The sequence below is a fragment of the Streptomyces sp. NPDC043896 genome, from assembly GCF_056435605.1.
This window is the reverse complement of sequence record NZ_JBWKEE010000030.1, coordinates 1-23,565: the sequence shown is the minus strand read 5'-3', so window position 1 is coordinate 23,565 and position 23,565 is coordinate 1. Positions and strand designations below refer to the sequence as shown.

Genomic DNA, 23,565 nt, shown 5'->3' with positions numbered 1-23,565 from the left:
CACCGGAGTCCCCATCCGCGGCAGGTGCCCAACAGCACCTCGCCGGCCCCCGTGCTCCACCTCACCTCCCGAGGAGCTTGCCGTGCCCGACACGATCCAGGCGGACGACGTCTTCGCCTACGCCCGTGACCGCATCGAGGAGACGGCCGCCGCCTTGTGGCCGGACCGGCCCGTCGTCATGGGCCCGCACGTCCCCTCGGTGACCGGGTACGTGCAGCGGCTGGAGGCCGGGGGGCGGCCGGTGTTCGCGAAGGTGTCCCTGCTGGGGGTCTCCCTGGCGTCGGTGCTGCGCGGTACGCACGGCAGCTGGCCGGAGGTGAGGGCGAAGCAGGCCGCGTACTTATCGACGCCGGGGGCCCTGCTGGAGCGGGAGGCCGCCCAGTACCGGCTGCTGGCCGGGGCCGGGCTGGCGGCGGCGCCAGTCGCAGGTGTCGCGGCCGGAGTCCTGTTCACCGAGCCGGTGCCGGGCCTGTCCCTGGGCGAGATCGTCGCGAAGGAGCCGCACCGCACGGCCGCGCTGATGACGGCCGCCGTCGGCGCGCTGGCCGCCCTGCAGGCCCCGGCCGTCGCCGCCGCCGTGGGCGGCTCCGCGATCCGGGAGCGGTCGGTTCAGGGGACGTTCGGCCGGAAGTTCAACGGGATCTCCGGGTCCACGTACCTGTCGCTGACGGGTGAGCACGCGCCAGTCCTCGCGACGGTGGTGGACCGGCTGCGGCGGGTGCGGCTGGCCGGTACGTACGGGCACGGGGTGGTCTACGGCGACTTGAAGCCGGAGCACGTCACCTTCCCCGACGGGCCCGACGGACAACCGGTGTTCCTCGACCCGGGGCTGGCGCCGGGGCATCCGGCCGTGGACGTCGCCAAGCTGATCTCCCGCACCGTCCTGGCCCTGGTCGCCCAGCCCCCGGCCGCCCCCGGCCCGGCCGCTGTCCTGCGCGGGATCAGCGAGTTCACCGACCACCAGTCCTACCGGCACAGCCCGGCGGAGCGGGCCGCCTACCTGCGGCAGCTCGCGGTGCTCTGGCTGATGGACACCGTGAACATCTTGACGACCTACCTGACGGCGCCGCCCGGCCTGCCGCTCCCGGAGACCGCCTCCGCGCTCGTGGCGAACGCCGGGCCGGTGTGCACGATGCTCGACCGGATCTCCGCCCTGCTGGCGTCCATGACCCTGGACGGGCGTGCGGTGTGGCGCCTCGCGTTGGACAACGCGACGACGGCGGCCGGACGATGACCGGCCCGAGCGTGGGGATCATCGGCGCCGGGGCCGTCGGCCAGACCGTGGGCGCCCTCCTGGTCGCCGCCGGATGGTGCGGGCGCCTGCTGGTCGCGTCCGGCAGCCCCGGCTCGGCGGAGGGCCTGGTCACCGATCTGGAGGACATGGCCCAGATCACCGCCTCGCCCGTGCGGGCGGAGACCGCGACCGTCGCCGACATGCACGACTGCGCGGCCGTCGTGGTCTGCCCCCGGGCGAAGTTCACCAACACCCGGGGCCGCGACGTGCGGATGGCCGGGCTGGACGCGAACGCGCCGCTGATCACGGCGATCGGCCGCCAGCTGGCCGGGTACGCCGGAACGGCCGTCGTGGTGACCAACCCTGTGGACCCGATGAGCTGGCTCCTGCAACGTGCCAGCGGGATGGAGCGGGTCTTCGGGATCGGGTCAGCCACCGACTCCGCCCGCTACCGTCTGGCTCTCGCCCGGCAGCTCGCGGTGCCCGTCGAGGACGTCGAGGGCCAGGTGATCGGCGAGCACGGCGACGCCGCCGTGCTGTGCGCCTCCACCACCCGCGTCCGGGGCCGCACCGCCCGGGTGCCCGTGGCGGCCGTACGCGCCGCCCTGCGCGACCGGCCGCGCCGGATCAACGCCGGGATCGGCCGGGGCCGCTCCGGGCCCGCAGGCGCCGTCCTGGCCGCCCTGACACACAGCCTGGGGCGTGAGGACGGGGTGGTGGAGCTGTCCGTGGACCACCACGGCGCCCAGCTCGGCCTGCCCGTCCACTTCACCCGGGGCCGCCCCACCGTGCGCCTGCCCCAGCTCGACCCCGGCGAACGCCGCCTCCTGGCCGCCGCCGAACACAAGACCAACGCCGCATGCCAGTCGATCGCCCACCACCTGCAAGGAGCCCCCGCATGACGCACGCCGTACAGATCACCGCCGCCGACGCCCACGTCACCGTGTCCAGCGACAGCGAGCCGGTCGCCGACTGGTCGCGCCGCTACTTCGGCCCCTGGTGGAACGCGAAGGTGATGGACGCCACCGCGGCCGGCGAGGTGCTGCCGGTCACCTTGCCGATCGTGGAGGCGAACATCGACGCCGACGCGGTCGCCGAGCTGACGGCCCGGGTGACCGGCGCCGACCACGAGGAGAGCCTGTACGCGAACGCCGTGATGCTCCACGCGAGCGACGGCACCCGCACGACGGCCGTGCAGCCCGACGAGCGCCTTGCCTACCAGTACGAGGCGGGCGAGATGCACGTCCTGGGCGTCGAGGAGGTCGCGGTGGCCACGGCCGCCGCCCGCCTGGCCCGCGAGCTCGTCCGGGCCCGCCTCCTCGGGGACGGGTGGACGATCCTCCACGCGTCGGCGGCCGTCCGCGACGGGGAGACCGTCCTGACGCTGGGGCCGAAGGGCGCCGGGAAGACCACGACCGCGCTGCTGCTGGCGCGGGCCGGGTGGGGGCTCCTGGCCAACGACCGCGTGTTCGTCCGCACCGGCCCCAACGGTGCCGTGCAGGTGCGGCCGTGGCCGTCGGCCGCCGCCATCGGCCTCGGGTTCCTCGACGCCGTCGGCTTCTACGACGACGTACGCGCCCGCGTTCTGGACGGCCAGCAGCTCCACCCCACCCAGCACCCCCGCGTCACCCAGGCCCTCCTGGACGGCGGCCGCCTGCCCATCCGCAACAAGGCCGGGAAGGAGCTCAAGCCGCAGTTCTTCCCCGACCAGCTCGTGACGTGGCTCGGGCTGACCCTGGCCACCGAGGGCACCGCCGCCCGCATCGTCTTCCCCCACATCGACCCCGACCAGGCCCCCGCCCGGGTCGGCGAGGGCCGCCAGCTCGACGCGGACGACTTCTTCACCGAGGGCACCGAGGACCGCTACCCCGACGTCTTCCGCCTCACCCCGCCCACCACCGGCCCCGCCGACGACCTGACCGCCGCCCTCGCCGCCCTCCCGCGCGACAACGTGCGGCTCGGGCACGACCCGAAGGCGAACGCCGAGTTCCTGGCCGAACTCGCCACCAGCTGACCGGCGAAGGATCTGAAGCACATCCGCCGGCGCAGGTGCTCTACAGCACCTGCCGCGGAAGGGGCCCGGCTTCGGCCGTAACCCCCACAGGAGCTGCCCCGGGCGGGGACGATGGCCCGGTCTTCCCCCGTGAAGGCCGCGTCCCCTCGCCCTGGGGCTGTACCACCCGGACCGGCGCCCGCCGATCCGGGACCCGCACGACGATCACGCAGGAGGAAGTCATGCCTTGGGGAACCGGTAAGGGCGGCGGTGGCAGTGGCACCGGCGGGGGCAGCGGCTCCAACGACGGCGGCGAGGGCAAGCACTCGGGGAAGAAGGACCCGGGCACCTCCAAGCCGTCCCCCGACGGGTCCAAGCCCGCAGCCGACCCGAAGCACAAGCGGTGACCGACGCCCAGCAGTCCCCGGAGCAGGCCGCCGTGCGCGGCCTGCTCCGGGCTGTCGCCGCCGATCTCGGCCACGACGTGGCCCCCCAGTGGCAGGAGGCGGCGGAAGCCGCCCCGCGCCACGACTTCCTGCCCGACCGGATCTGGATCGAACGGGACGGCAGCTACCGGCCCCTGGACCGGGGCGAGGACCCGGAGGGCTGGCTTGCCGCCGCCTACGCCCTCGAGCCCGTGGTGACCCAGGTCAACGACGGCGCCACCGCTGACGACGGCGAGGTGTGGCCCTCCAGTTCGGCGTCCCATCCGTCGGTGGTGTTCCGGATGAACGAGGCCGCCGACCTGTACCCCGGGGCGAAGGTGCTGCACATCGGCACCGGGACCGGCTGGGACACCGGGATGATCGGCCACGTCGTCGGAGACGCGAACCTGGTCACCATCGAAGTCGATCAGGACCTCGCCGACCGGGCCCGCGACCGGCTCAAGGCTCTCGGGCACACCCCGAACGTCGTGTGCGGGGACGGGCGGGACGGCTGGGCGCCGGGCGCCCCGTACGACCGGACCGTGGCCACCTGCTCCGTGCGCCGTATCCCGCCGCAGTGGATCGCCCAGACCCGAGCCGGGGGCGTGATCCTCACGCCCTGGGACAACCCGTGGATCTGCTGGGGACTGCTCCGGCTGACCGTCGCAGACGACGGGTCGGCCGTGGGCCGCTACAGCCCGCACAGCGCGTTCATGCTGATGAGGACCCAGCGTCAGGACATGCGCATCCACAGCGACGTCGTGTCCGAGGACCACCGGCCGGACGAGTCGGTCTCGACTCTGCCGCGCCGCGACGTGGTCCAGGGGGATGCCGCTTTCGCCATCGGGCACCGCCTGGGCGACGTGTGGCACACCTGGCAGGACGAGCCGGTCACGGGGGTGGCCGACCGGCTGTGGGTCGCCACCACCGACGGCCGGTCGTGGGCGGCCATCGACCACGACGGCGGCGTCGCCGACCAGTTCACCGTCTACCAGCACGGGCCGCGCCGCCTGTGGAACGAGATCGAGGAAGCCCACCGCTGGTGGCTCGGCCACGGAAAGCCCGGCCCGGACCGCTTCGGTCTCACCGTCACCCCGGACGGCACCCACCGGGCCTGGCTCGACGACCCGTCGGACTCCTGGCCGCTGGGGTAGGCGCCGACCGGCGAGAAGGCTGTGGGGCACCTGGTCCGCGGCAGGTGCTCAACAGCACCTCGCCGGCGCAGGTGCCCCACGTCACCTGTCCGTTTCTTCAGGAGGTCCGCTTGACCAGCTCCGCTCCCTTGGACGTCGCCGCGTACTGGGACAGGTACCGGCCCCACCGGGGCGAGGAGCCGCAGGAGCGTCCGGCGGCCGACCGGTTCTCGTGGACGACCGGCACGAAGCCGGGGGCGGAGCTCCTGGGCGCCCCGGGCACCGCGTTGGACCTGGGGCCCGCCGAGGGCGAGAACGCTGCGTACCTGGCCCGCCAGGGCGTGCGGGTGGTGGCGGTGGATCTCTCGCCGGTCCAGGTCGCCCGCGCCCGCCGGTTCTGGCACGACGTGCCCGGCGTGGAGTTCGTCCACGGCGAGGCGTGCGCGTTCCTCGACGAGGACGCGCGCCAGTGGGACGCGGTGTACTCAACGTGGGGGGCGGTCTGGTTCACCGACCCGGACGCTCTGCTGCCCCGCATCCGGGCCCGCCTGGCTCCGGGCGGGGTGTTCGCGTTCTCCCACCGGGCCGCGAACACCGGCCCGTACGGGGAGCGGGAGGTCAGCGGGAAGTGGCTGGGCACCGAACTGACGGCGCGGTGCTGGCACCACACCCCCGAGCAGTGGACGGCGCTGCTGGAAGGGCACGGGTTCGCCGATGTCCACGCCGAGATCCTTCCCGCTCCCGAACCGGGCGGGGCCGTCACGCTCCTTGTCCGCGCCACCATCTCGGCTGAGTAAGGAGTTCGACCGTGGGACATGACGAAAGCCCTGCTCGGGATGCTGCCGTGGTCGTCGCCGTGGACGGTGACGGCCGGGTGGCGGTCCTGGCCGCCGACTTCCCGCGCCACGGCCGCGAGTTCCTGTTCCTGCCCGGTGGCCGGATGGAAGGCGACGAGAGCCCCGAGGAGTGCGCCCGCCGCGAGCTCGCGGAGGAGGCCGGGGTCATCGCTGCGTCCTGGCGGCCGTTGGGCGCCTACGCCATCACGCTCGGCTCGACCGCCCGCGTCTACCTCTACGAAGCCCGACAGCTAACCCTGGGCCCGCAGCAGCTGACGCCGGACGAGCACGACTTCAAGCTGTCCTGGTGGCCGCTGGACGACGCCATCACGGCAGCCGAACAGGGACAGTTCCTACTTCCCGCCGGGCCGCTGGCCTTGATGCTGGCCGCCCGCGGAAGGTGACAAGAAGCACGCCCGCCGGCCAGGTGCTCCACGGCACCTGCGCCGGCCAGGTGCTCCTGGTCACGTGGTCGCGTAGGCCGCCTGGACCTCGTCCAGGCGGCCGGTCCACCAGTGCAGCAGCTGCTCGTCGGCGAGGAACATGGCGTCGAAGCCGTCGGCGGGCCGGTCGAGGTGGAACTCCAGCTGCCAGAAGTCGGTCATGCGCTTCCACCACAGGCGGGTGACTCCGTCGGCGAGGACTTCCGTGGGCAGGTCGATGACCGTGCGGTAGCCGGTGACGAACGCGGCGACCCGGTCGAGGTCAAAGTGGCCGCCGACGCCGAACTGGACCTGGGCGGTGCGGGCGACTTCTTCCGCGTAGGGGCGGACGCCGATCCGGTCCCAGTCGAGGATGGCGACGACGTGGTCTTCGCGCCGCAGCAGGTTGCGGTATTGGAAGTCTCCGTGCGTCCACCCGTACGGGCCCGCCGGGACTTCGCTGTCCGGCCGCAGGGCCGCGTGCTCGGCCAGCAGGTCCTTGCGGTCGCGCAGGGCGCGGGCGGCCTTCTCCTCGAAGTCGCTTCCGGTCCCGGCGGTGACCTTCGCGAGGAGGGCGTCGGCGGCGTCCAGTGCGGTGTGCGGCTGGACGACCTTGGCCCTGGGGGGCGTGTCCGGCAGCGGTCCGGGGGCGTGGTCGTGAAGGCCCTGGTGAAGGCTTGCGAGGAGCGAGCCGAGGTCTCGGACCGCGCTGATCTCCAGCTCGGTTCCCGGTACGTGCTCGCCTTCCGTCCACGGCAGCACGCAGTAGCCCTGTCCGGCGACTTCGATGACCTGCTCGCCGTCGGCGGTGGTCAGGGCCGGGGCTACGGGAAGACCGGCTTCGGCGAGGCCGGGGAGAACGGCCAGATTCCGCCGGACCTTGGGCAGGGGTACGTCCAGGATCTGCTTGACGGCGTACCGGCCGGTGGTGGTCTTGACCTGCCAGTTTCGGTTCATCAGTCCGTCGGCAAGAAACTCCCGGGTCAGGGGCTCGCCCAGGCGGAATGCGTCCGCGATCTGGGGAAGAGCGGCGGTCAGTGCGTCGTCCTGCGGGTTCGCGTCCATCACGCGCCGCACCCTATGGCCGTCCCCGGACGGGCGAGGCGAAACCAGCCGATCTCGGGCCGCCCACCACCACGGCAGGTGACCGGGAGCACCTGGCCGGCGCAGGTGCTCTTCCTCACGCCGTGGTGAAGGCGTCGCGTACGGCGTCGCGTCGGGCCGTCCACCACGTCAGCAGCTGGTCGTGGTCGGGCGGCCCGTCTGTGTCCGGGGCCAGGGGGGTGAGGTCGGTGAGGAGGTGCCACCAGGCGCGGTGTGCGGCGTCGGCGAGCACGTCGGGGTCGAGGCCGGTGGTGCGGCGGTAGGCGGCGGCGAGTTCGGCGATCCGGTCGAGGTCGAGGGTGTTGTCGTGGGTGAAGTGGGCGAGGGCGGCTTCGACGACTTCGGTGGCGTAGCGGCGGCAGGCAAGCCGGTTCCAGGAGATGAGGCCGTTGATCAGGCCCTCGTGCCACAGGACGTGGTCGGGGTGGATGGCGCCGTGGGTGAAGCCGTGGGGACCGGCCGGGCCGGTGGAGGGCGGCTGGAGTGCGGCGACGGTGGTGATCAGGTCGCGGCGGCGGTCCACGGCCGTGAGGGTGCGGACGGCGGCTTCTGCGTCGGGGTGCGCGAGGGCGGCCGCGCGGAGCCGGTCCAGGTCCGCCAGGGTGGAGGCGGCCGACGGTGGGGGTGGGGGCGGGCAGGTGTCGGGGCGGGGGCCCGCGTAGCGGTGGGCGAGCTGGCGGTGGACGTCGGCGGTCAGCGTCCCGAGTGCGGCGGCCTCGTGGAGGGTGAGGGTGTGGCCGGGCCGGGTCTCGCCTTCGGCGTAGGCGTACAGGCAGTAGGCGGCGCCTGCGACGTGGGCGACGGTGTGGCCTCCTGCGGTAGTGCGGGCCGGGCGCACGGGTAGCCAGTCGGCGAGTTCGGGCAGGACGGTCAGGACCCGGTGGACGTCGTCGGGGTGGTGTCCGTGGAGGCGTTTGACGACCCAGGTTCCGCAGTAGGCATCGACGCGGACGACGGGGCCGGGCTGCCCGTCGGGGAGGTAGCGGGTGCGCGCGGTGCCGCTGATGCCGAAGAGGTCCGACAGGGCGGGGAGGGCGTCGAGCGGGGCGGGGGCGAGGGCCGTCACCCGCCGGACTGTACGGGAGGCAGGGCGGGGGTTCGGGGTGCCGTGCCGCCGTTGAGGTGACGTGGAGCACCGCGGCCGGCGTGTGCTGTCGAGCACCTGGCCGGGTCTGGGACGGTGCCCCTGTTCCGCGCCGCCGGGGCCGGGCGGGCCGACGGCCCCGGGTGTGCACCCTGAGGTTTTCCGGGGCCGTCGAACCGTCCACCCGTACCGCTCCGGCTGCCCACCTGAGGTATGGGCGGCCTGCTGGCGGGCCTGATACATGGCCACGCTACCGGCGCCCCGCCAGGCCGTTGACCTGTGCGGCAGCCCTTTCACCCACTCGACGGAGCCCCGGCCCGCGAAAGCCAGCCCAGGGCGGCCCGCAGGCCGACGGCGGCGGTGCGGAGGTGCGCCAGTCACCCACCGGGGCCCGGCCACGCCAGTTGAGCGACCGAGCGGCGGCCCAGGGGCGGGCGGGGCGTGGGAGGGGTGTGGAGGACCCACCGGGGTGGGCACCGGACCAGCGCCCAGCGCTGGGAGGAGCGGAAGCCCTGCGGCCGGTCCAGCGCGGCCGGGGCGCTGGCGGGGGTTCGGGGGCAGGGCCCCTGAGAGCCCCAGCCCCGAACCGGGCGGGCGGCGGCCCGGCGGTGGCCCAGGGCTGCTGGCTGCTGCTGGCGCGGAGCGCCTGGGGGTTGGTTCGTGGCGGGGGGCGGTCGGCGGCGGCGGGTTCCCTCATCTATAGAGCGCGATTTACTCATTGGGGCGCTGACCTGCGGTGATGGTGTTTTCTGATGTGATCCTAGGATCACGACGTTGTGATCCTAGGATCACATCACCCCTCGCTGCGCCGGGTCGTGCGTGTGCTCTGTGACCTGCGGGTTCACCTTGGAGTGCAAGTGACGTGATCCGGAGGCTACGTTGAATCAACAATGAGTTGAGTTCGCAGGCCAGAGGGGGTGTTGAGGAGTGCAGAGCAGCAGGCCGCAGGCCGACGTCCGCCCCTTCACCCCGTACGCCTACGGCGGCGCCCACTCCAGTGCCTCCCAGCCCCGGATGCTCGCCATCCTCGAGGACCCCGCCGCGTTCACCGACGCCGAAGTCCGCCTCATCACCTGGTACCTGCTGGCCTCACCGGGCCACGGAGAGCCGGTGCAGCTGACCGTCACCGAAATCGCCGGACGGCTGAACCTGACCCGCGAGACCGTCAGCCGGATGATCAAGCGGCTCGTCGCCCGCCGCATCCTGCTGGAGCGCGGCCCGGCCGTGGGCCGCGCGAAGTTCTACGCCATCTCCCCCTACCTGGGCGGCCACGGCCCCGGCGCCGACCAGCGCCACGCCGTCGCCACCTGCAACCCGCCCGACCTCCCCAACCACCCCGTACGGGCCGCCGACATCGGCCCGGCCCTCAACCCTCCCCGAAGGGGCGCCGCATGAACATCGAGAACCGCCGCGACGTCCTCGACGTCCTGGAACGCACCGCCGACCTCAACCCCAACCAGCGCCTCCTGGTCCTGCTGTACGCGTCCCTGGAGCAGAAGGACGACGGGTCCGTACGCGCCACCGGCGGGGACCTCGCCGCCCGCCTCGGGATGCTCCCCCAGCTCCTCTCCCGCGTCCGCCGGGAGCTGATCGAGCTGGGCTGGCTGGAGCAGACCACCCGCGTCGGGAACGTCCGCTTCTACCGGCTCACCGAGAAGGCGGGCGGCCACCGGGCCACCGTGCACGAACTCCGACCGGCGAGGTGAGGTAGAGCACCGCGGCCGGCGCAGGTGCTTCCCGTCACCTGTCCGGCGGCACGCCTCCCCACCCTGCCGGGCGGGCGCCGGTACGGTCGGCCGTGATGAGCACCATGACCGTCGCCCCGTGCCCCCACCACAAGGTCGATGACCTGTGCCACTACATCATCAGGCTCGTGGAGGAGCTGGAGCTGACCGGGCCCCGCCGCCCCTACGACGCCCCGCCGCCGTCCCCCGAGCAGTTCGGAGGCGTCCCCGAGCGAGAGGTCGTCTTCGCCCGGCTCCTGCACCGGATCAACGAGTGGGGCCGCCACGCGATCGAGCCGGACATGAGCCGGGTGGACCCGGACACCGTCACGGACAACACCGCCGCCGAGTACGCCATCATGGCGCTGGCCGACGCGTGCCAGCGGCAGGCGTCGATGTCCTCGCTGTCGTCCGGGTGGCAGCAGATGACCCGCCAGCTCCGCAACGCGCAGAACACCCTCGACGCCGCCCGCCGTTCGGAGTCCGAGGGGGAGATGGCGCTCGCCTGGTACGTCGCGACGCTGTGGGTCGATCAGGCCCACGCGACGTGGAAGGAGCACGGGGCGGTCCTCGCGCGGGTGTAGCCGTCCGACACGACGCGAAGGCCCCGGCCCGGGGATCGGGTCGGGGCCTTCGTCGTTGGGGTGGAGATCGGCGGAGTCGTGGCGGCCGGTGGGCGGGGCGGGTTATGGTCCGGGTGGGCCAAGGAGACACGCTCCAGTCGTTTTGCGAGACACGGCGGCTTCGGGAGTCACCGGCTCAAAGAGACACGACCTGTGTGGGACACGGCGAGTGCGCGGATTCAGAACGCCCCGCACAGGGTGGAGGCGTAGGGCAGGGTGGCGTCGATGGCGCTGCCGGTGCCGCGCAGCTGGGGGCTGAGGACGGCGCCGATGGGGCCCGGGTAGACGGAGCCGTAGGCGTGGCCGCCGGCGCGTTCGTAGACGGGGCAGACGTTCAGGCAGGCGGAGCAGCGGATGCAGCGCAGGGCCTGGCGGCCGGTGGCGTCGGCGAGGGTGTCGGTGCGGCCGTTGTCGAGGAGGACGAGGTGGAAGGCGGAGGGGCCGTCGCCGTCCGTGGTGCCGGTCCACATGGTGGTGTACGGGTTCATCCGTTCGGCGGTGGAGGAGCGCGGCAGCGTCTGGAGGAAGACCTCCAGGTCGCGGAAGGTGGGGACGACCTTCTCGATGCCGACCACCGAGATGAGGGTGTCGGGCAGGGTCAGGCACATGCGGCCGTTGCCCTCGGATTCGAGGACGACCATGGTGCCGGTCTCGGCGACCATGAAGTTGGCGCCGGAGACGGCGACTTTGGCGCGCAGGAACTTCTCGCGCAGGTGGAGGCGGGCGGCTTCGGCGAGTTCGCGGGGGTCGTCGCCGAGGTCTTCGGGGGCGGGGCGGCCCCAGCCGGCCATCTCGGAGCGGAAGACGTCGCGGATCTCGGTCCGGTTGCGGTGGATGGCGGGGACCAGGATGTGGGAGGGCCGGTCGTGGCCGAGCTGGACGATGAGTTCGGCGAGGTCGGTCTCGTATGCGGCGATCCCGGCCGCTTCGAGGGCTTCGTTGAGGCCGGTCTCCTGGGTGGCCATGGACTTGACCTTGACGACCTCCCGCTCGCCGGTGGCGCGGACGAGGCCGGTGACGATGCGGTTGGCCTCGTCGGCGTCGGCGGCCCAGTGCACGGTGCCGCCGGCGGCGGTGACGGAGGCCTCCAGCTGGAGGAGGTAGCGGTCGAGGTGGCGCAGGGTGTGGTCCTTGACGGCCTTGCCGGCGGCGCGCAGCCGCTCCCAGTCGGCGAGTTCGGAGACGGCCCGGGCCCGTTTGTCGCGGATGGTGTGGGTGGCGTGCCGGAGGTTGGCGCGCAGTACGCCGTCCCGTACGGCCTCGCGGGCGGCGTCGGGGAACGGCGGGAAGGCGGGCATGCCGAGGTGCGTACCGGTCATGGCAGGGGGTCCTCCTCCGTGGCGGCCAGGATCTCGGCGAGGTGCAGGGTGCGCATCGGGTCCCCGGCGCGGTGGAGGATGCCGCCGAGGTGGGCGAGGCAGGAGTTGTCGGCTCCGCACAGCACGTCGGCTCCGGTGGCGCGGGCGGCGGCGGTCTTGTCGGTGCCCATGGCGGTGGACACGTCGGGGTTCTTGACGGCGAAGGTGCCGCCGAAGCCGCAGCACTCCTCGGCGCCGGGGAGCTCGACCAGTTCGAGGCCCTTGACGGCGGCGAGCAGGCGGCGGGGCCGCTCGCCGAGGGCGAGGGAGCGCAGGCCGTGGCAGGAGGGGTGGTAGGTGACGGTGTGCGGGAAGTACGCGCCGACGTCGGTGACGCCGAGGACGTCCACGAGGAACTCGGTGAGCTCGTGGACGCGCGGTACGAGGTCCTCCGCGAGTTCCGCCAGTGCGCTCCCCCGCCCTTCCTCGGCGGCCCGGCGGCCGATGCGCGGGTAGTGCTCGCGGATCATCGCGGCGCAGGAGCCGGAGGGGGTGACGACGTGGTCGTACCCGGCGAAGGCCCCGGCGGTGCGGCGCAGGAGGGGTTCGGCCTCGTGGCGGTAGCCGGTGTTGTACTGGGGCTGGCCGCAGCAGCTCTGGGCGGCGGGGAAGTCCACCTCGACGCCGAGCCGCTCCAGGAGCCGTACGACGGCGATGCCGGTGCGGGGGTACAGCGCGTCGTTGACGCAGGTGACGAACAGGGCGACGCGCATGGTGGGCACAATAGCCCGGTGAAGAAGTTCTCAGTCATCGGCATAGGCGCGGGCGACCCGGAGCACCTGACCCTCCAGGCGGTCAGGGCGATCGGCGCGGCGGACGCATTCCTCATCCTGGAGAAGGGGGAGGAGAAGTCGGACCTGACCGGTCTGCGGCGGGCGATGCTCGACGCGTACGCCCGTCCGGGCCACCGGCTGGTGGAGGGCCGCGACCCGGACCGGGACCGCACCCCTGCGGATTACACCCCGACGGTGGACGGCTGGCGCAGCGCGCGGGCCGGGATCTTCGAGCGGTTCATCGCGGAGGACCTGGCGGAGGGCGAGACGGGCGCGTTCCTGGTGTGGGGCGACCCGTCCCTGTACGACTCCACCCTCGCGATCCTGGAGGAGGTGCTGGAGCACGGCCGGGTGGCGTTCGAGCACGAGGTGGTGCCGGGCATCAGCAGCGTGTCGGCGCTGCTGGCCAGGCACCGGACCAACCTGAACCGGGTCGGCCGGCCGGTCCAGATCACCACCGGCCGCCGGCTCGCGGAGGGCTGGCCGCAGGACGTGGACGACGTGGTGGTGATGCTGGACGCGCGGCACGCCTTCACCGCCCACCTCGACCAGGACCTCTACATCTACTGGGGCGCCTACGTGGGCACCGCGGACGAGATCCTGGTCCAGGGGAAGCTGGCGGAGGTGTCCGGCCGCATCGAGGAGCTGCGGACCGAGGCCCGGGCCCGCAAGGGCTGGATCATGGACACCTACCTGCTCAGGCGCCCCTGAGGAAGCCGGGCAGGACGGCGGCGAGGCGCTCGTACTCCTCGGCGCGGTTGTAGACCTGCCCGCAGACCCGGATGCCGCCGCCGCCCGGCCGGGCCCAGATCAGGGTGCGGACGCGGTGTTTCGCGGCGAGTTCCTCGCGCAGGGCGGCTGCGGCGTCCTGGGTCTCGGCGGTGCCGGGCGGCAGGAGCAGGGAGCGCATGGCCAGGCCGGGCGTGTGCGGGAGCGGGGTCAGGCCCGGGATCCGGGCGAGCAGTTCCGCTCCGTAGGCGGCGAGGGCGCTGTTGTGGGCGCGGAGCCCGTCGGCGCCGAGCCGCTCGATGAGGTCGAGGCCCTCGGGGGCGGCCAGCCAGCCGGTGTAGTCGGCGGTGGCGCGGAACTCGACGGAGCGCGGGTAGCCGAGGTGGTCCTGCCAGGACGGGGAGAAGGAGCGGACCCGGGCCCGGTGGGCGGGGGCCACGGCGAGCAGGGCGGTGCCGGAGGGCGCGTAGCCCCATTTGTGGAGGTTCCCGAACCAGAAGTCGGCGCCGGCCGCGACCGGTTCGGCCAGCATTCCGGGGGTGTGGGCGCCGTCGACGACGGTGGTGATCCCGCGGGCGGAGAGCTCGGCGAGGAGCCGGGGCGTGGCGACGAGCCGGGCGGTGGGCGAGCTGACGTGGTCGAGCAGGGCCACCCGGGTGCGGGGCGTGAGCGCGGCCAGCACGGTCTCGCGTACGGCGTCCTCGTCGGGCAGGCGGGGGTCCAGGGCCACGGTGGTCACCCGGGCGCGGCGGGCGGCGGCCGCGGTGACGGTGCCGTAGCCGTGGTCGGTGACGAGCACCTCGTCGTCCCCGGCGAGCGGGATGGCCGCGAAGGCGAGGTTGGCGCCCTCGGTGGCGTTGGCGATGAAGCAGAGGCCGTCCGGGTCGGTGCCCAGCCGGGCGGCGATCCTGGCGCGGGCCGCGGCCAGTCGCTCGGGCACGCCCCGGAAGAAGGCGTCGGGGTCGGCGTGGGCCTCCGTGCGCAGGGCTTCCTGCGCCTCCTGGACGGGCAGCGGGACCGCGCCGTAGGAGCCGTGGTTGAGGTGGGCGACGGCGGGGTCCAGCCGGAAGAGGCCGGGGCCGCCGGGGAAGGCGGGCGGGGCTGAGGGGGCGGACGGCGCGGGCACGGGTACCTCCGGGTGGGGTCGTGTCGGGGCGGGCCTCGTGGGCCCGCACCCGGAGCATGCGGTCTCGCCGGCCGGGGCGGAAGGGCCGCCTGGGCCGGATTGGCCTGCGTACCGTCCGGGGCGTGGCCGCCGCCCCGGGCGTGGCCGCCGCCCGGGGCGTGGCTTCCGCCCGGCCGCCCGGTACCGCTCCGGCCGGGCGGGCGGCCTCGCCGCGCGTACCACTCCCCCGGGGCGTGCCGTTACCCCGGACGGCCGCTGGTCGCCGCGTAGTACTGGAGGTCCTGCACCGGCACCCGGTGGTCGACCGGGTACGGCAGCTCCACGCGCGCGGCGGGCGCTCCGTCGCGCGCCACCTCCGCCGAGCTGGTGCCGGGCCGCAGCGGCAGCAGTTCGGCGTGGACTCCTGCGGGGGCCCGGTGCTCGCCGTCCGCCGTGCCGACGGCGGTGCGGACGGTGGCGGGGGCCGTCAGGAAGCTGAGCACCTCCACCGTGTCCCGGGCGGCGGCGCTGCCCTTGCGCAGGGACATCGTCAGCGACTGGCCGCCGGTCGGCCCGGTGGCCGCGAACTGGGTGCGGGAGGTGAGGTAGAGGGTGTCCCGGACGATCGGCGGCCAGTCCCCCGTCTTGAAGCGGGTCAGGTAGAACGAGGTGAGGTCCAGGTAGGCGTACCCGTTGTGCTGGGACGGGGCGAACTGGCTGCCCTCGGAGTAGTCGTTCCAGGTGGTGAGCTGTACCCAGTCGGCGCCGTCCTCGATGGCGTGGGTCCAGGTGGAGCGCAGGGTGGCGGTGTTGCCGGCCTCGTCGTAGATCCCCTGGTTCGGGCGGGCGTCCTGGACGGACACGGGCTGCATCCAGATCTTCCCCGCGGCGTGGGCGCGGCGCACGTCGTCGGCGGCGCCCTCCTGGCCGGCGTAACTGCGGCTGCCCCACTCGGAGAAGCCGTGGCTGATGGGGGCGAAGGCCTCGTGGTGGGCGCCGAAGTCGAGGAAGAGGGGGACGAAGGCCGTGCGGACGCCGTGCCGGGACTCCAGCAGGTCCAGCACCCGCCGCCACCAGCCGGCGCTCTGCTGCTCGGCCTTGAACGGCGAGACGACGAGCCGCCCGTCGGGGAGCCGGTGCGCGGCCGGGTTCCCGCCGAGGGCGGCGATCAGGCCGGCGATCACGGCGGGGTCGTCCGTGCCGAGGGAGGTCATGTCCGGCATCAGCATGATCCTGAAGGCGGGGTCGACGGCGTGGGCGGCCTTCATCAGCAGCTCGGCGCGCTCCCGGTTCTTGCCGGAGAGGGAGAGCAGATCGAGGGAGAAGCCGTCGACGCCGGCGTCCCGGGCGGTGCGCACCTCCTGCTGGAGGTTGGCGTACTCCCAGTCGCCGCCCTTGGGCGCGACGGGCAGCGGGCGGTCGCGCAGGAGTCCGCCGTAGCGCTGGTGCTTGCCGTTCTCGCCGCGCGGGTCGAGGTAGTGCCGGGTGTAGTAGTCGGCTTCGGCGCCCGCGTTGTCCAGGGAGAGCGGGTACGGGGTGAAGTAGTGGGCGAACACGAGCTTGCGGCCCGCTTCGCCGGAGCGCAGGGCGGCCGGTGCGGGCAGGTCGAAGGGCAGGGCTCCGGCGGGGTGCGCGGCGCCGCCCGCGGTGCCGGCCGGGCCCGGGGCCGGCGGGGAGGCCGGGGAGCGCGCCGGCGGGCTCCCGGCGGCGCCGTCGGGGCCGGTGGCCGAGGGGGTGCCGGGGGCGGCGGCGGGTCCGGTGGGCGCGGGCGCGGCGGCGGGGCCTGCGGTGTCCTGGCCGGCGGCGGCCGTGAAGGGGTTCCAGGCGATGCCGGCCGCGGCGCAGAGGCCGGCCAGGAGGCAGGCGGTGGCCAGGAGGACGAGCCGGCGCCCGGGTGAGCGGGAACGGCGCCGGTGCGACGGGGTCCCGTGCCTGCGGTGCGCTGTCATCTCGACCCCTCCCGGGAACACGCCCCGGGACCGGGGCCGTTCAGCAGTAGAGCCGATGACCGCCTCGCGGACAAGCGTTCACCGGCGGCGGGGAGGGGGGCGCGGCACGGCACGTACGCCCCGGGGGCGGCAGGAACCGCGTCCGCCGCTTCGCCGGGGCTAGTTTGGCGTGCATGCCGATGACCGTGGTGCGGCGGAGCCGGGGGATGTTCCCGAGGCTGCGCAAACGCATGCGCAACTCCTTCCTCTTCCTGCCGTTCACCGGGCTGGTCGTCGGCTGGTACCTGGCGACGGGCGTGGTCGTGGCCGACTCCTTCATCCACGAACTGGACACGCGGCTGGTCGACATCGACCTCTCCCGGCTGTGGTTCCTGCGGACGGCCGAGGACTTCGGAGCGGCGGCCAAGACCGCGGTGGCGGCGGTCAGCTCGGCGATGCTGACCTTCATCGGCGTGGTCTTCTCGATCACCCTGGTGGCACTCCAGATGGCGGCGGGCCAGTTCTCGCCGCGGGTGCTGCGCCTCTACGTGGAATCGCTGGTCACGAAGCTGACCCTGGCGGTGTTCCTCTGCACGTTCCTCTACACCCTGAGGGTGCAGAAGGAGTACTCCTCGGCCCCGGACGACGGCGACGCGGCCGTGCCCTACCTGGGCGCCTCGCTCGCCATCGGGTTCCTGGTGCTCAGCCTCGGCCTGTTCGTCGTCTACGTGCACTCCACCATCCGGCTGATGAGGGTCACGTACGTCATGGAGCGGGTGGCGGAGGAGAGCCTGCGGCTCGTCCGCGAGAGCGCGGGCCCCGCCGACCCCGGAGCCCGCGACCCCGGTCCCGATCACGACCCGCAGCCGGACCCGGGCGGGACGGTGGTCCGGCACACCTGGCGGCCGGGCGTGCTCCAGGCCGTCGACGTACGGCGGCTGGTGGCGCTGGCCGCGCGGGACGGGCTCGTGCTGCACCTCATCCCCCGGATCGGGGACTACCTCGTACCGCACACCCCGCTGCTGCGCGTCTCGGGCGGCCCGGCCCCCGCCGACGCCGACCTCCAGGCGACCCTGGACCTCGGCGTGGAGCGGACCACGGAGCAGGACCTGGCCTTCGGGATCCGCCAGCTCGCCGACATCGCGGCGCGGGCGCTGTCCCCGGCGGTCAACGACCCGACGACGGCGGTCCAGTCGCTCGACCGGATCCAGGTGCTGCTGACCGCCTTCGCCGCCCAGCCGCTCGGGCGGGCGTACCACCGGGACGCGCGGGGCGCCGTACGGCTGGTGGAGACCCTCCCGAGCTGGCCGGAGCTGCTGGACCTGGCCCTCACCGAGATCCGGGACTACGGGATCGGCTCGGTGCAGATCACCCGCCGGATCGCGGCCTGCCTGGACGACCTGGAGCGGATCGCCCCGCCGGATCGGCGCGAGCCGGTCCGGCGCCACCGGGACCTGCTGGAGGAGGCCGTACGGGCGACCGCGCCGACCCCGCAGCGCGCGGCCTTCGCCCTCCAGCCGGACCGGCAGGGCATCGGCTGACCTGGGCGCCTCCGGGCCATGCGCCGGAATACGACATTCCCCTGGTCATGCTGCCGAATTGACGCATAATCATCGACACGCGGCTCGAAACAACCCTCGTGCCGCACTGGGTCACGCATGCAACGGGGGGCATCGTGATGATGGGGGACTCCCGGCCGACACCATCGGGCGGAGCGACCGGAACACTGCCGACCACGTCCACCGAACTCTCGAGGCTGCTCACCGCCGTCCGGCGGGGCCGGGTACTGACGGTCACGGGGCACTTCCACGAAGCACGGAGCCTGCTGGTGCGGGAGATCGCCCGGCGGCTCTCGTCCAACTTCTGCGACGGGGCCGCCGTGGTCACCGTCAGCCCCGACGGCGGCGTACGCGGCCTCGTGGCCGCGCTGGGCTGCGTACCGGGCATGCCCTTCCTGCCGTACGGGACGGCCAACGCCGCCTCCTGGCTGGCGGAACGGGACATGCTGCTGGTCCTGGACGGCAGCGACCGGCTCGGCCCCGAGGCGCTGACCTGGCTGGGCGAACTGCTCACCGCCGCACCCGGCCTGCGCATCCTGGCGGCCGGACGGCACCCCCTGGCCGTGGGCCAGGGCCGGGTGCACCGGCTCTAGGAGGTCTCCGGACGCGGCTCCGCCCCGGCGGGCGCGGGGCCTGCCGGGGCGGAGCGTACGGGCTGTAGCTACGGGCGTCAGCCCAGGAGGGCGAGCGCCTGGTTCAGCGTCGCGGAGGGACGCATCACCTCGGCCGCCTTGGCCGGGTCGGGCTGGTAGTAGCCGCCGATCTCGGCCGGGGAGCCCTGAACGGCGTTCAGCTCGCCGACGATGGCCTGCTCCTGCTCGGCCAGCGTCTTGGCGAGCGGCTCGAAGGCCGCCGCCAGCTGCGTGTCGTCGCTCTGGCCGGCCAGCTCCTGCGCCCAGTACAGGGCGAGGTAGAAGTGGCTGCCGCGGTTGTCGATGCCGCCGAGGCGACGGGTCGGCGACTTGTCCTCGTTGAGGAAGGTGCCGGTGGCGCGGTCCAGGGTGTCGGCCAGGACCTGGGCGCGGGCGTTGCCCGTGGTGGTGGCGAGGTGCTCGAAGCTCGCGGCCAGGGCGAAGAACTCACCCAGGCTGTCCCAGCGCAGGTAGTTCTCCTTGACCAGCTGCTGGACGTGCTTCGGGGCGGAGCCGCCGGCGCCCGTCTCGAAGAGGCCGCCGCCCGCCATCAGCGGGACGACCGATAGCATCTTGGCGCTGGTGCCCAGCTCCAGGATCGGGAAGAGGTCGGTCAGGTAGTCGCGCAGCACGTTGCCGGTGACCGAGATGGTGTCCTCGCCGCGGCGGATGCGCTCCAGGGAGAACTTGGTCGCCTCGACCGGGGAGAGGATCTCGATGGTCAGGCCCTCGGTGTCGTGGTCCGCGAGGTACGTCTTGACCTTGGCGATGAGCTGCGCGTCGTGGGCGCGGGTCTCGTCGAGCCAGAAGACGGCCGGGGCGCCGGTGGCGCGGGCGCGGGTGACGGCGAGCTTGACCCAGTCCTGGATCGGCAGGTCCTTGGTCTGGCAGGCGCGGAAGATGTCGCCGGCGGCGACCTCCTGCTCGATGAGCGCGTTGCCCGCGGCGTCGACGACGCGGACGGTGCCCGCGGCGGCGATCTCGAAGGTCTTGTCGTGGCTGCCGTACTCCTCGGCCTTCTGCGCCATCAGACCGACGTTCGGCACCGAGCCCATGGTGGCCGGGTCGAACGCGCCGTGGGCGCGGCAGTCCTCGACGACGGCCTGGTAGACGCCGGCGTAGCTGCTGTCCGGGAGGACGGCGAGGGTGTCGGCCTCGGCGCCGTCCGGGCCCCACATGTGGCCGGAGGTGCGGATCATGGCCGGCATGGAGGCGTCGACGATGACGTCGGACGGGACGTGCAGGTTGGTGATGCCCTTGTCGGAGTCGACCATCGCGAGGGCCGGGCCCTCGGCGATCTCGGCGTCGATCGAGGCCTTGATCGCGTCGCCGTCGGCGAGGGCGCCCAGGCCGTTGAGGATGGTGCCGAGGCCGTCGTTCGGGGACAGGCCGGCGGCGGCGAGGGTCTCGCCGTAGCGGGCGAAGGTCTTCGGGAAGAAGGCGCGGACCACGTGGCCGAAGATGATCGGGTCGGAGACCTTCATCATCGTGGCCTTGAGGTGCACGGAGAACAGGACGTTCTCGGCCTTGGCACGCTCGATCTGGTCGTTCAGGAAGGTGCGCAGGGCGTCGACGTGCATGACGGACGCGTCCACGACCTCACCGGCCAGGACCGGTACGGACTCGCGCAGCACGGTGGTGGTGCCGTCGGCGGCGACGTGCTCGATGCGCAGCGTGCCGGCCTCGGCGATCACCGTGGACTTCTCGGTGGAGCGGAAGTCGTTCTCGCCCATGGTGGCGACGTTCGTCTTCGACTCGGAGGTCCAGGCGCCCATGCGGTGCGGGTGGGCCTTGGCGTAGTTCTTCACCGAGCCGGGGGCGCGGCGGTCGGAGTTGCCCTCGCGCAGGACCGGGTTGACGGCGCTGCCCTTGACCTTGTCGTAGCGGGCGCGGATCTCGCGCTCCTCGTCCGACTTCGGGTCGTCCGGGTAGTCCGGGAGGGCGTAGCCCTGGCCCTGGAGCTCGGCGATCGCGGCCTTCAGCTGCGGGATCGAAGCCGAGATGTTGGGCAGCTTGATGATGTTGGCTTCGGGGGTCTTCGCCAGCTCGCCGAGCTCGGCGAGGGCGTCGGCGATCCGCTGGCTCTCCTCGAGGTACTCGGGGAAGACGGCGATGATCCGACCGGCCAGGGAGATGTCACGGGTCTCGACATTCACACCGGCCGTCGACGCGTAGGCCTGGATCACAGGCAGGAAGGAATACGTCGCGAGGGCCGGGGCCTCGTCAGTGTGCGTGTAGATGATGGTCGAGTCAGTCACCGGATGCTCCGCTCCACAGTCTGCGTCTCTCGTCTGCAACATTGCTCGACATCAAGATATCTCGTGATCGGGCATGTCTGGACAGCCCCCTGCCGGAAGACCGGCGAGACGCACGTCACTGCGCGGCGAAAGGCGCCCCCACCGGCCCGTGAGGCCGGCGGCGGCGCCGCGGTGACCCGCCTTTCAGGCGGTGAGCTGCTTGGGGCTCGGGCCGTACTCGTTCGGGCCTGCGTCGCCCTCGATGGCCATCAGGACGATCATTGCGATCCACCCGACGAAGGGGATGAGGCTGATCAGGTACCACCAGCCGGACCTGCCGGTGTCGTGCAGACGGCGGACGCTCAGCCCGAGGGTGGGGAGGAAGACGGCGATGTTGTAGATGTAGAAGATGACCGGGTAGCTCCCGAGCGCGAAGTCGAGTGCGATGAGCACGACCATGATCGGGATGCTGCACAGGACGAACATCCAGTATTCCTGGCGGCGCGCGCGGCCGGAGAAGTCCGCGTAGCGCTTGATGACGTCGACGTAGTAGTGCACGAGTCCCCCCTAAGGACGGCATCGACGGCCCCTCGGCCTGAAAGGGGGCCGGGCCCGACTTATGCCCTCCACCCGTCGCCCTCAAGCCACTACAGAGCGCCTGGTTTGGGCCATCACCCTTGGTTTCAAAGGGAGTTGAGCCCTCCTGCGACGGGTGCGCCGACGGGGGCGGGAGGGGTCCCGGGAGTCCCGGCCGACGCGGTGGGAGTCCCCCTGGACCTTCCCTCCGAGCGGTGTCAGATCCAGCCGTTCCGCTTGAAGCCCCGATGGATGGCGAGACAGGCGGCCACCATCACGGAAAGCACCAGCGGGTAGCCGTACGTCCAGTGCAGCTCCGGCATGTGGTCGAAGTTCATGCCGTACACCCCGCACACCATCGTCGGCACGGCCACTATCGCCGCCCATGCCGTGATCTTGCGCATGTCCTCGTTCTGCGCGACCGTCACCTGCGCGAGGTGCGCCTGGAGGATGGAGTCGAGGAGCCCGTCGTACGCCCCGATCTGCTCGGTCGCCCGCGTCAGGTGGTCGGAGACGTCGCGGAAGTAGGCGCGGACCTCGGCCGGGATCACCGGTATCGGCTGCGTGGCGAGGTGCTGGAGCGGGCGGCTGAGCGGCGCCACCGCCCGGCGCAGTTCGAGGAGTTCCCGCTTGAGCTGGTAGATCCGGCCCGCGTCGCCCCGGCCGCCGTGCTCGCTGAACACGGCCGTCTCCACCGCGTCCATGTCGCTCTGCACCGCGTCCGTGACGGCCACGTAGTCGTCGACCACGTGGTCCGCCATCGCGTGCAGCACGGCCGCCGGCCCCTTGGCCAGCTGCTCCGGTTCGGCCTCCAGGGCCTCGCGGACGGGGCCGAGGGTGCCGCGTCCGCCGTGCCGGATGGTGATGACGAAGTCCTCGCCGATGAAGGCCATCAGCTCACCGGTCTCCACCACCTCGCTGGTCGCGGTCAGCTCCTCGTGCTCGACGTAGCGGACGGTCTTGAAGACGGCGAAGAGGGTGTCGTCGTACCGCTCCACCTTCGGCCGCTGGTGCGCGTTGACGGCGTCCTCGACGGCCAGCGGGTGCAGGCCGAAGAGCTCCGCGAGTCCGGCGAGCTCCTGCTGCGAGGGCTCGTGCAGGCCGATCCAGACGAAGCCGGCGCCCGCCTTGCGGACCCGGTGCAGGGCCTCCTCCACCTCCGCGCAGCCGTCCTGGCGGACGCCCTCCTGGTAGACCACGCAGTTGACGACGGCGCTGCCGAGCGGGGAGCGGGCGGGGTGGCTGAGGTCGACGGCCCGCCGGTAGCCGCGGCGCACGGCGCGGCGCAGGTTGCTGAACATGGACACGGGCGTACTCCCCTTCGGCGGATCAGCGGCCAGTCTGCCACCGCCCCGCCGGCGGCTCCGCCACAGGCGCCCCTGCCCGGCCGGCACCCGCCCGACACCCGCGCGGCACCCGGTGCCGGCCGGGGTCAGCCCCGGTCGACGAAGACGCTGGTCGACTTCACCCGGGCGGTGGCCCGCGCGCCGACCTCCAGGCCCAGCTCCTCCACCGCCTCGCGGGTGAGCAGGGACACGATGCGGTGCGGGCCGGCCTGGATCTCGACCTGGGCGTCGACGGTGCCGAGCTTCACGCCGGTGACGATGCCCGGGAAGGCGTTGCGCGCCGAGGTGTACGGGGCCTCCTCGCCCTCGGCGCCCTCCTGCGCGGCCTCGACGCAGAACGCCGCCAGGTCCGGCCCGTCCACCATGCGGCGCGTGCCTTCACGGCGGGTGGGGAAGCGGTCGGCGTCGGCCCAGCGCCGCGCCGTGTCCACGCTCACGCCGAGCAGCCGGGCCGCCTGACCGATGGTGTACGACTCCATGCCCGAAGCCTAGTGCTGTGACCGGGAAGGTTTGCCGGGTCGCGGTGTCCGGTGCGGTGCATCGCAAGGCGGAGGGCCACGGCTCGTACTGGACGTACCTGCGTGGTCCGACAACGCCGCGAGGTGCCGTGCCGGGCGCCGCGGCCCGGTGAGCCTTTCCGGTCACAGCACTAGACGAGTAAGTCCGAAGTGCTGGTCAGTGGTCGTAGGCGATCAGTGACCTGGTGACCGGGCGTCCGTCGGCTCGGTTGTGCCAGATGGCTGC

22 protein-coding genes and 1 pseudogene are annotated in these 23,565 nt (G+C 73.1%); 13 read left to right on the top strand and 10 right to left on the bottom strand.

The annotated features are described in order from the left end of the window. The first annotated feature begins 82 nt into the window (after positions 1-82). The 7 genes from AC069X_RS32760 to AC069X_RS32730 all read left to right on the top strand — a co-directional run bounded on the left by AC069X_RS32760 (position 83) and on the right by AC069X_RS32730 (position 6,025). Positions 83-1,234, top strand: a complete 1,152-nt coding sequence (locus tag AC069X_RS32760) for a phosphotransferase (protein ID WP_478734381.1) — start codon at positions 83-85, stop codon at positions 1,232-1,234. Next, positions 1,231-2,136 (top strand): lactate/malate family dehydrogenase, encoded by a 906-nt coding sequence (locus AC069X_RS32755; protein WP_478734379.1) that lies wholly within the window; start codon positions 1,231-1,233, stop codon positions 2,134-2,136. The genes AC069X_RS32760 and AC069X_RS32755 overlap by 4 nt, the downstream gene beginning before the upstream one ends. Beyond that, the gene (locus tag AC069X_RS32750) at positions 2,133-3,248 is read left to right on the top strand and encodes a phosphoenolpyruvate carboxykinase (ATP) (protein WP_478734377.1); all 1,116 of its coding nucleotides are present in this window, start codon (positions 2,133-2,135) and stop codon (positions 3,246-3,248) included. The genes AC069X_RS32755 and AC069X_RS32750 overlap by 4 nt, the downstream gene beginning before the upstream one ends. 221 nt (positions 3,249-3,469) lie before the next feature. Beyond that, positions 3,470-3,634 (top strand): hypothetical protein, encoded by a 165-nt coding sequence (locus tag AC069X_RS32745; RefSeq protein ID WP_478734376.1) that lies wholly within the window; start codon positions 3,470-3,472, stop codon positions 3,632-3,634. Further along, the gene (locus AC069X_RS32740) at positions 3,631-4,806 is read left to right on the top strand and encodes a methyltransferase domain-containing protein (protein WP_478734374.1); all 1,176 of its coding nucleotides are present in this window, start codon (positions 3,631-3,633) and stop codon (positions 4,804-4,806) included. Before AC069X_RS32745 ends, AC069X_RS32740 begins: the two co-directional genes overlap by 4 nt. A 110-nt stretch (positions 4,807-4,916) precedes the next feature. Further along, complete coding sequence (locus AC069X_RS32735; RefSeq protein WP_478734372.1) at positions 4,917-5,582, top strand: class I SAM-dependent methyltransferase; 666 nt, start codon at positions 4,917-4,919, stop codon at positions 5,580-5,582. A gap of 11 nt (positions 5,583-5,593) precedes the next feature. Next, positions 5,594-6,025: an NUDIX hydrolase gene (locus AC069X_RS32730; RefSeq protein ID WP_478734370.1), complete on the top strand. Its 432-nt coding sequence runs from the start codon at positions 5,594-5,596 to the stop codon at positions 6,023-6,025. A gap of 60 nt (positions 6,026-6,085) precedes the next feature. Here the strand turns inward: AC069X_RS32730 and AC069X_RS32725 are convergent, their stop codons facing one another. Both AC069X_RS32725 and AC069X_RS32720 read right to left on the bottom strand, forming a co-directional pair. Beyond that, positions 6,086-7,108 (bottom strand): phosphotransferase, encoded by a 1,023-nt coding sequence (locus tag AC069X_RS32725; protein WP_478734510.1) that lies wholly within the window; start codon positions 7,106-7,108, stop codon positions 6,086-6,088. A gap of 115 nt (positions 7,109-7,223) precedes the next feature. Beyond that, on the bottom strand, positions 7,224-8,213 hold the full coding sequence (locus AC069X_RS32720; protein ID WP_478734369.1) for a phosphotransferase: 990 nt from the start codon (positions 8,211-8,213) through the stop codon (positions 7,224-7,226). A gap of 945 nt (positions 8,214-9,158) precedes the next feature. Between AC069X_RS32720 and AC069X_RS32715 the strand changes: the two genes are divergently transcribed. From AC069X_RS32715 to AC069X_RS32705, 3 genes are all read left to right on the top strand, one after another. Beyond that, positions 9,159-9,626: a helix-turn-helix domain-containing protein gene (locus AC069X_RS32715; protein ID WP_478734367.1), complete on the top strand. Its 468-nt coding sequence runs from the start codon at positions 9,159-9,161 to the stop codon at positions 9,624-9,626. Next, positions 9,623-9,937: a replication initiation protein, RepL2 gene (locus AC069X_RS32710; RefSeq protein ID WP_478734365.1), complete on the top strand. Its 315-nt coding sequence runs from the start codon at positions 9,623-9,625 to the stop codon at positions 9,935-9,937. Before AC069X_RS32715 ends, AC069X_RS32710 begins: the two co-directional genes overlap by 4 nt. A 95-nt stretch (positions 9,938-10,032) precedes the next feature. Beyond that, on the top strand, positions 10,033-10,539 hold the full coding sequence (locus tag AC069X_RS32705) for a hypothetical protein (RefSeq protein WP_478734363.1): 507 nt from the start codon (positions 10,033-10,035) through the stop codon (positions 10,537-10,539). A gap of 224 nt (positions 10,540-10,763) precedes the next feature. On the opposite strand, the pseudogene AC069X_RS32700 reads toward AC069X_RS32705, so the two are convergent. Together AC069X_RS32700 and AC069X_RS32695 are read right to left on the bottom strand one after the other, a co-directional pair. Further along, positions 10,764-11,897 (bottom strand): annotated as a pseudogene (locus AC069X_RS32700) (lactate utilization protein B); the annotation flags it as partial. Then, positions 11,894-12,649: a (Fe-S)-binding protein gene (locus AC069X_RS32695; RefSeq protein WP_478734362.1), complete on the bottom strand. Its 756-nt coding sequence runs from the start codon at positions 12,647-12,649 to the stop codon at positions 11,894-11,896. The gene AC069X_RS32695 and the pseudogene AC069X_RS32700, both read right to left, overlap by 4 nt. A gap of 18 nt (positions 12,650-12,667) precedes the next feature. Here AC069X_RS32695 and cobF point away from each other — a divergent pair, with 18 nt between their 5' ends. Next, positions 12,668-13,420 carry a precorrin-6A synthase (deacetylating) gene (cobF, locus tag AC069X_RS32690; RefSeq protein WP_478734360.1) on the top strand — a complete coding sequence of 251 codons (753 nt, stop codon included), beginning with the start codon at positions 12,668-12,670 and terminating at the stop codon, positions 13,418-13,420. Here the strand turns inward: cobF and AC069X_RS32685 are convergent. Together AC069X_RS32685 and AC069X_RS32680 are read right to left on the bottom strand one after the other, a co-directional pair. Next, positions 13,407-14,564: an aminotransferase class V-fold PLP-dependent enzyme gene (locus tag AC069X_RS32685; protein ID WP_478734358.1), complete on the bottom strand. Its 1,158-nt coding sequence runs from the start codon at positions 14,562-14,564 to the stop codon at positions 13,407-13,409. The genes cobF and AC069X_RS32685 overlap by 14 nt on opposite strands. A gap of 239 nt (positions 14,565-14,803) precedes the next feature. Next, positions 14,804-16,492 carry a glycoside hydrolase family 71 protein gene (locus tag AC069X_RS32680; RefSeq protein ID WP_478734356.1) on the bottom strand — a complete coding sequence of 563 codons (1,689 nt, stop codon included), beginning with the start codon at positions 16,490-16,492 and terminating at the stop codon, positions 14,804-14,806. A 173-nt stretch (positions 16,493-16,665) separates the two neighbouring features. Here AC069X_RS32680 and AC069X_RS32675 point away from each other — a divergent pair, with 173 nt between their 5' ends. Together AC069X_RS32675 and AC069X_RS32670 are read left to right on the top strand one after the other, a co-directional pair. After that, positions 16,666-18,012 (top strand): DUF2254 domain-containing protein, encoded by a 1,347-nt coding sequence (locus AC069X_RS32675; protein ID WP_478734354.1) that lies wholly within the window; start codon positions 16,666-16,668, stop codon positions 18,010-18,012. A gap of 137 nt (positions 18,013-18,149) precedes the next feature. Further along, positions 18,150-18,623 (top strand): hypothetical protein, encoded by a 474-nt coding sequence (locus tag AC069X_RS32670; protein ID WP_478734352.1) that lies wholly within the window; start codon positions 18,150-18,152, stop codon positions 18,621-18,623. A 77-nt stretch (positions 18,624-18,700) separates the two neighbouring features. On the opposite strand, the gene AC069X_RS32665 is transcribed toward AC069X_RS32670, so the two are convergent. The 4 genes from AC069X_RS32665 to AC069X_RS32650 all read right to left on the bottom strand — a co-directional run bounded on the left by AC069X_RS32665 (position 18,701) and on the right by AC069X_RS32650 (position 23,300). Further along, entirely contained in the window at positions 18,701-20,920 is a 2,220-nt protein-coding gene (locus tag AC069X_RS32665; protein WP_478734350.1) for an NADP-dependent isocitrate dehydrogenase, read from the bottom strand. A gap of 183 nt (positions 20,921-21,103) precedes the next feature. Continuing rightward, positions 21,104-21,457, bottom strand: coding sequence for a DUF805 domain-containing protein (locus AC069X_RS32660; RefSeq protein ID WP_478734348.1), 354 nt, complete (start codon positions 21,455-21,457; stop codon positions 21,104-21,106). A gap of 236 nt (positions 21,458-21,693) precedes the next feature. Beyond that, complete coding sequence (gene corA, locus AC069X_RS32655; protein WP_478734508.1) at positions 21,694-22,776, bottom strand: magnesium/cobalt transporter CorA; 1,083 nt, start codon at positions 22,774-22,776, stop codon at positions 21,694-21,696. 131 nt (positions 22,777-22,907) lie between these two features. Beyond that, positions 22,908-23,300: a TOBE domain-containing protein gene (locus tag AC069X_RS32650; RefSeq protein WP_478734346.1), complete on the bottom strand. Its 393-nt coding sequence runs from the start codon at positions 23,298-23,300 to the stop codon at positions 22,908-22,910. Positions 23,301-23,565 lie beyond the last annotated feature (265 nt).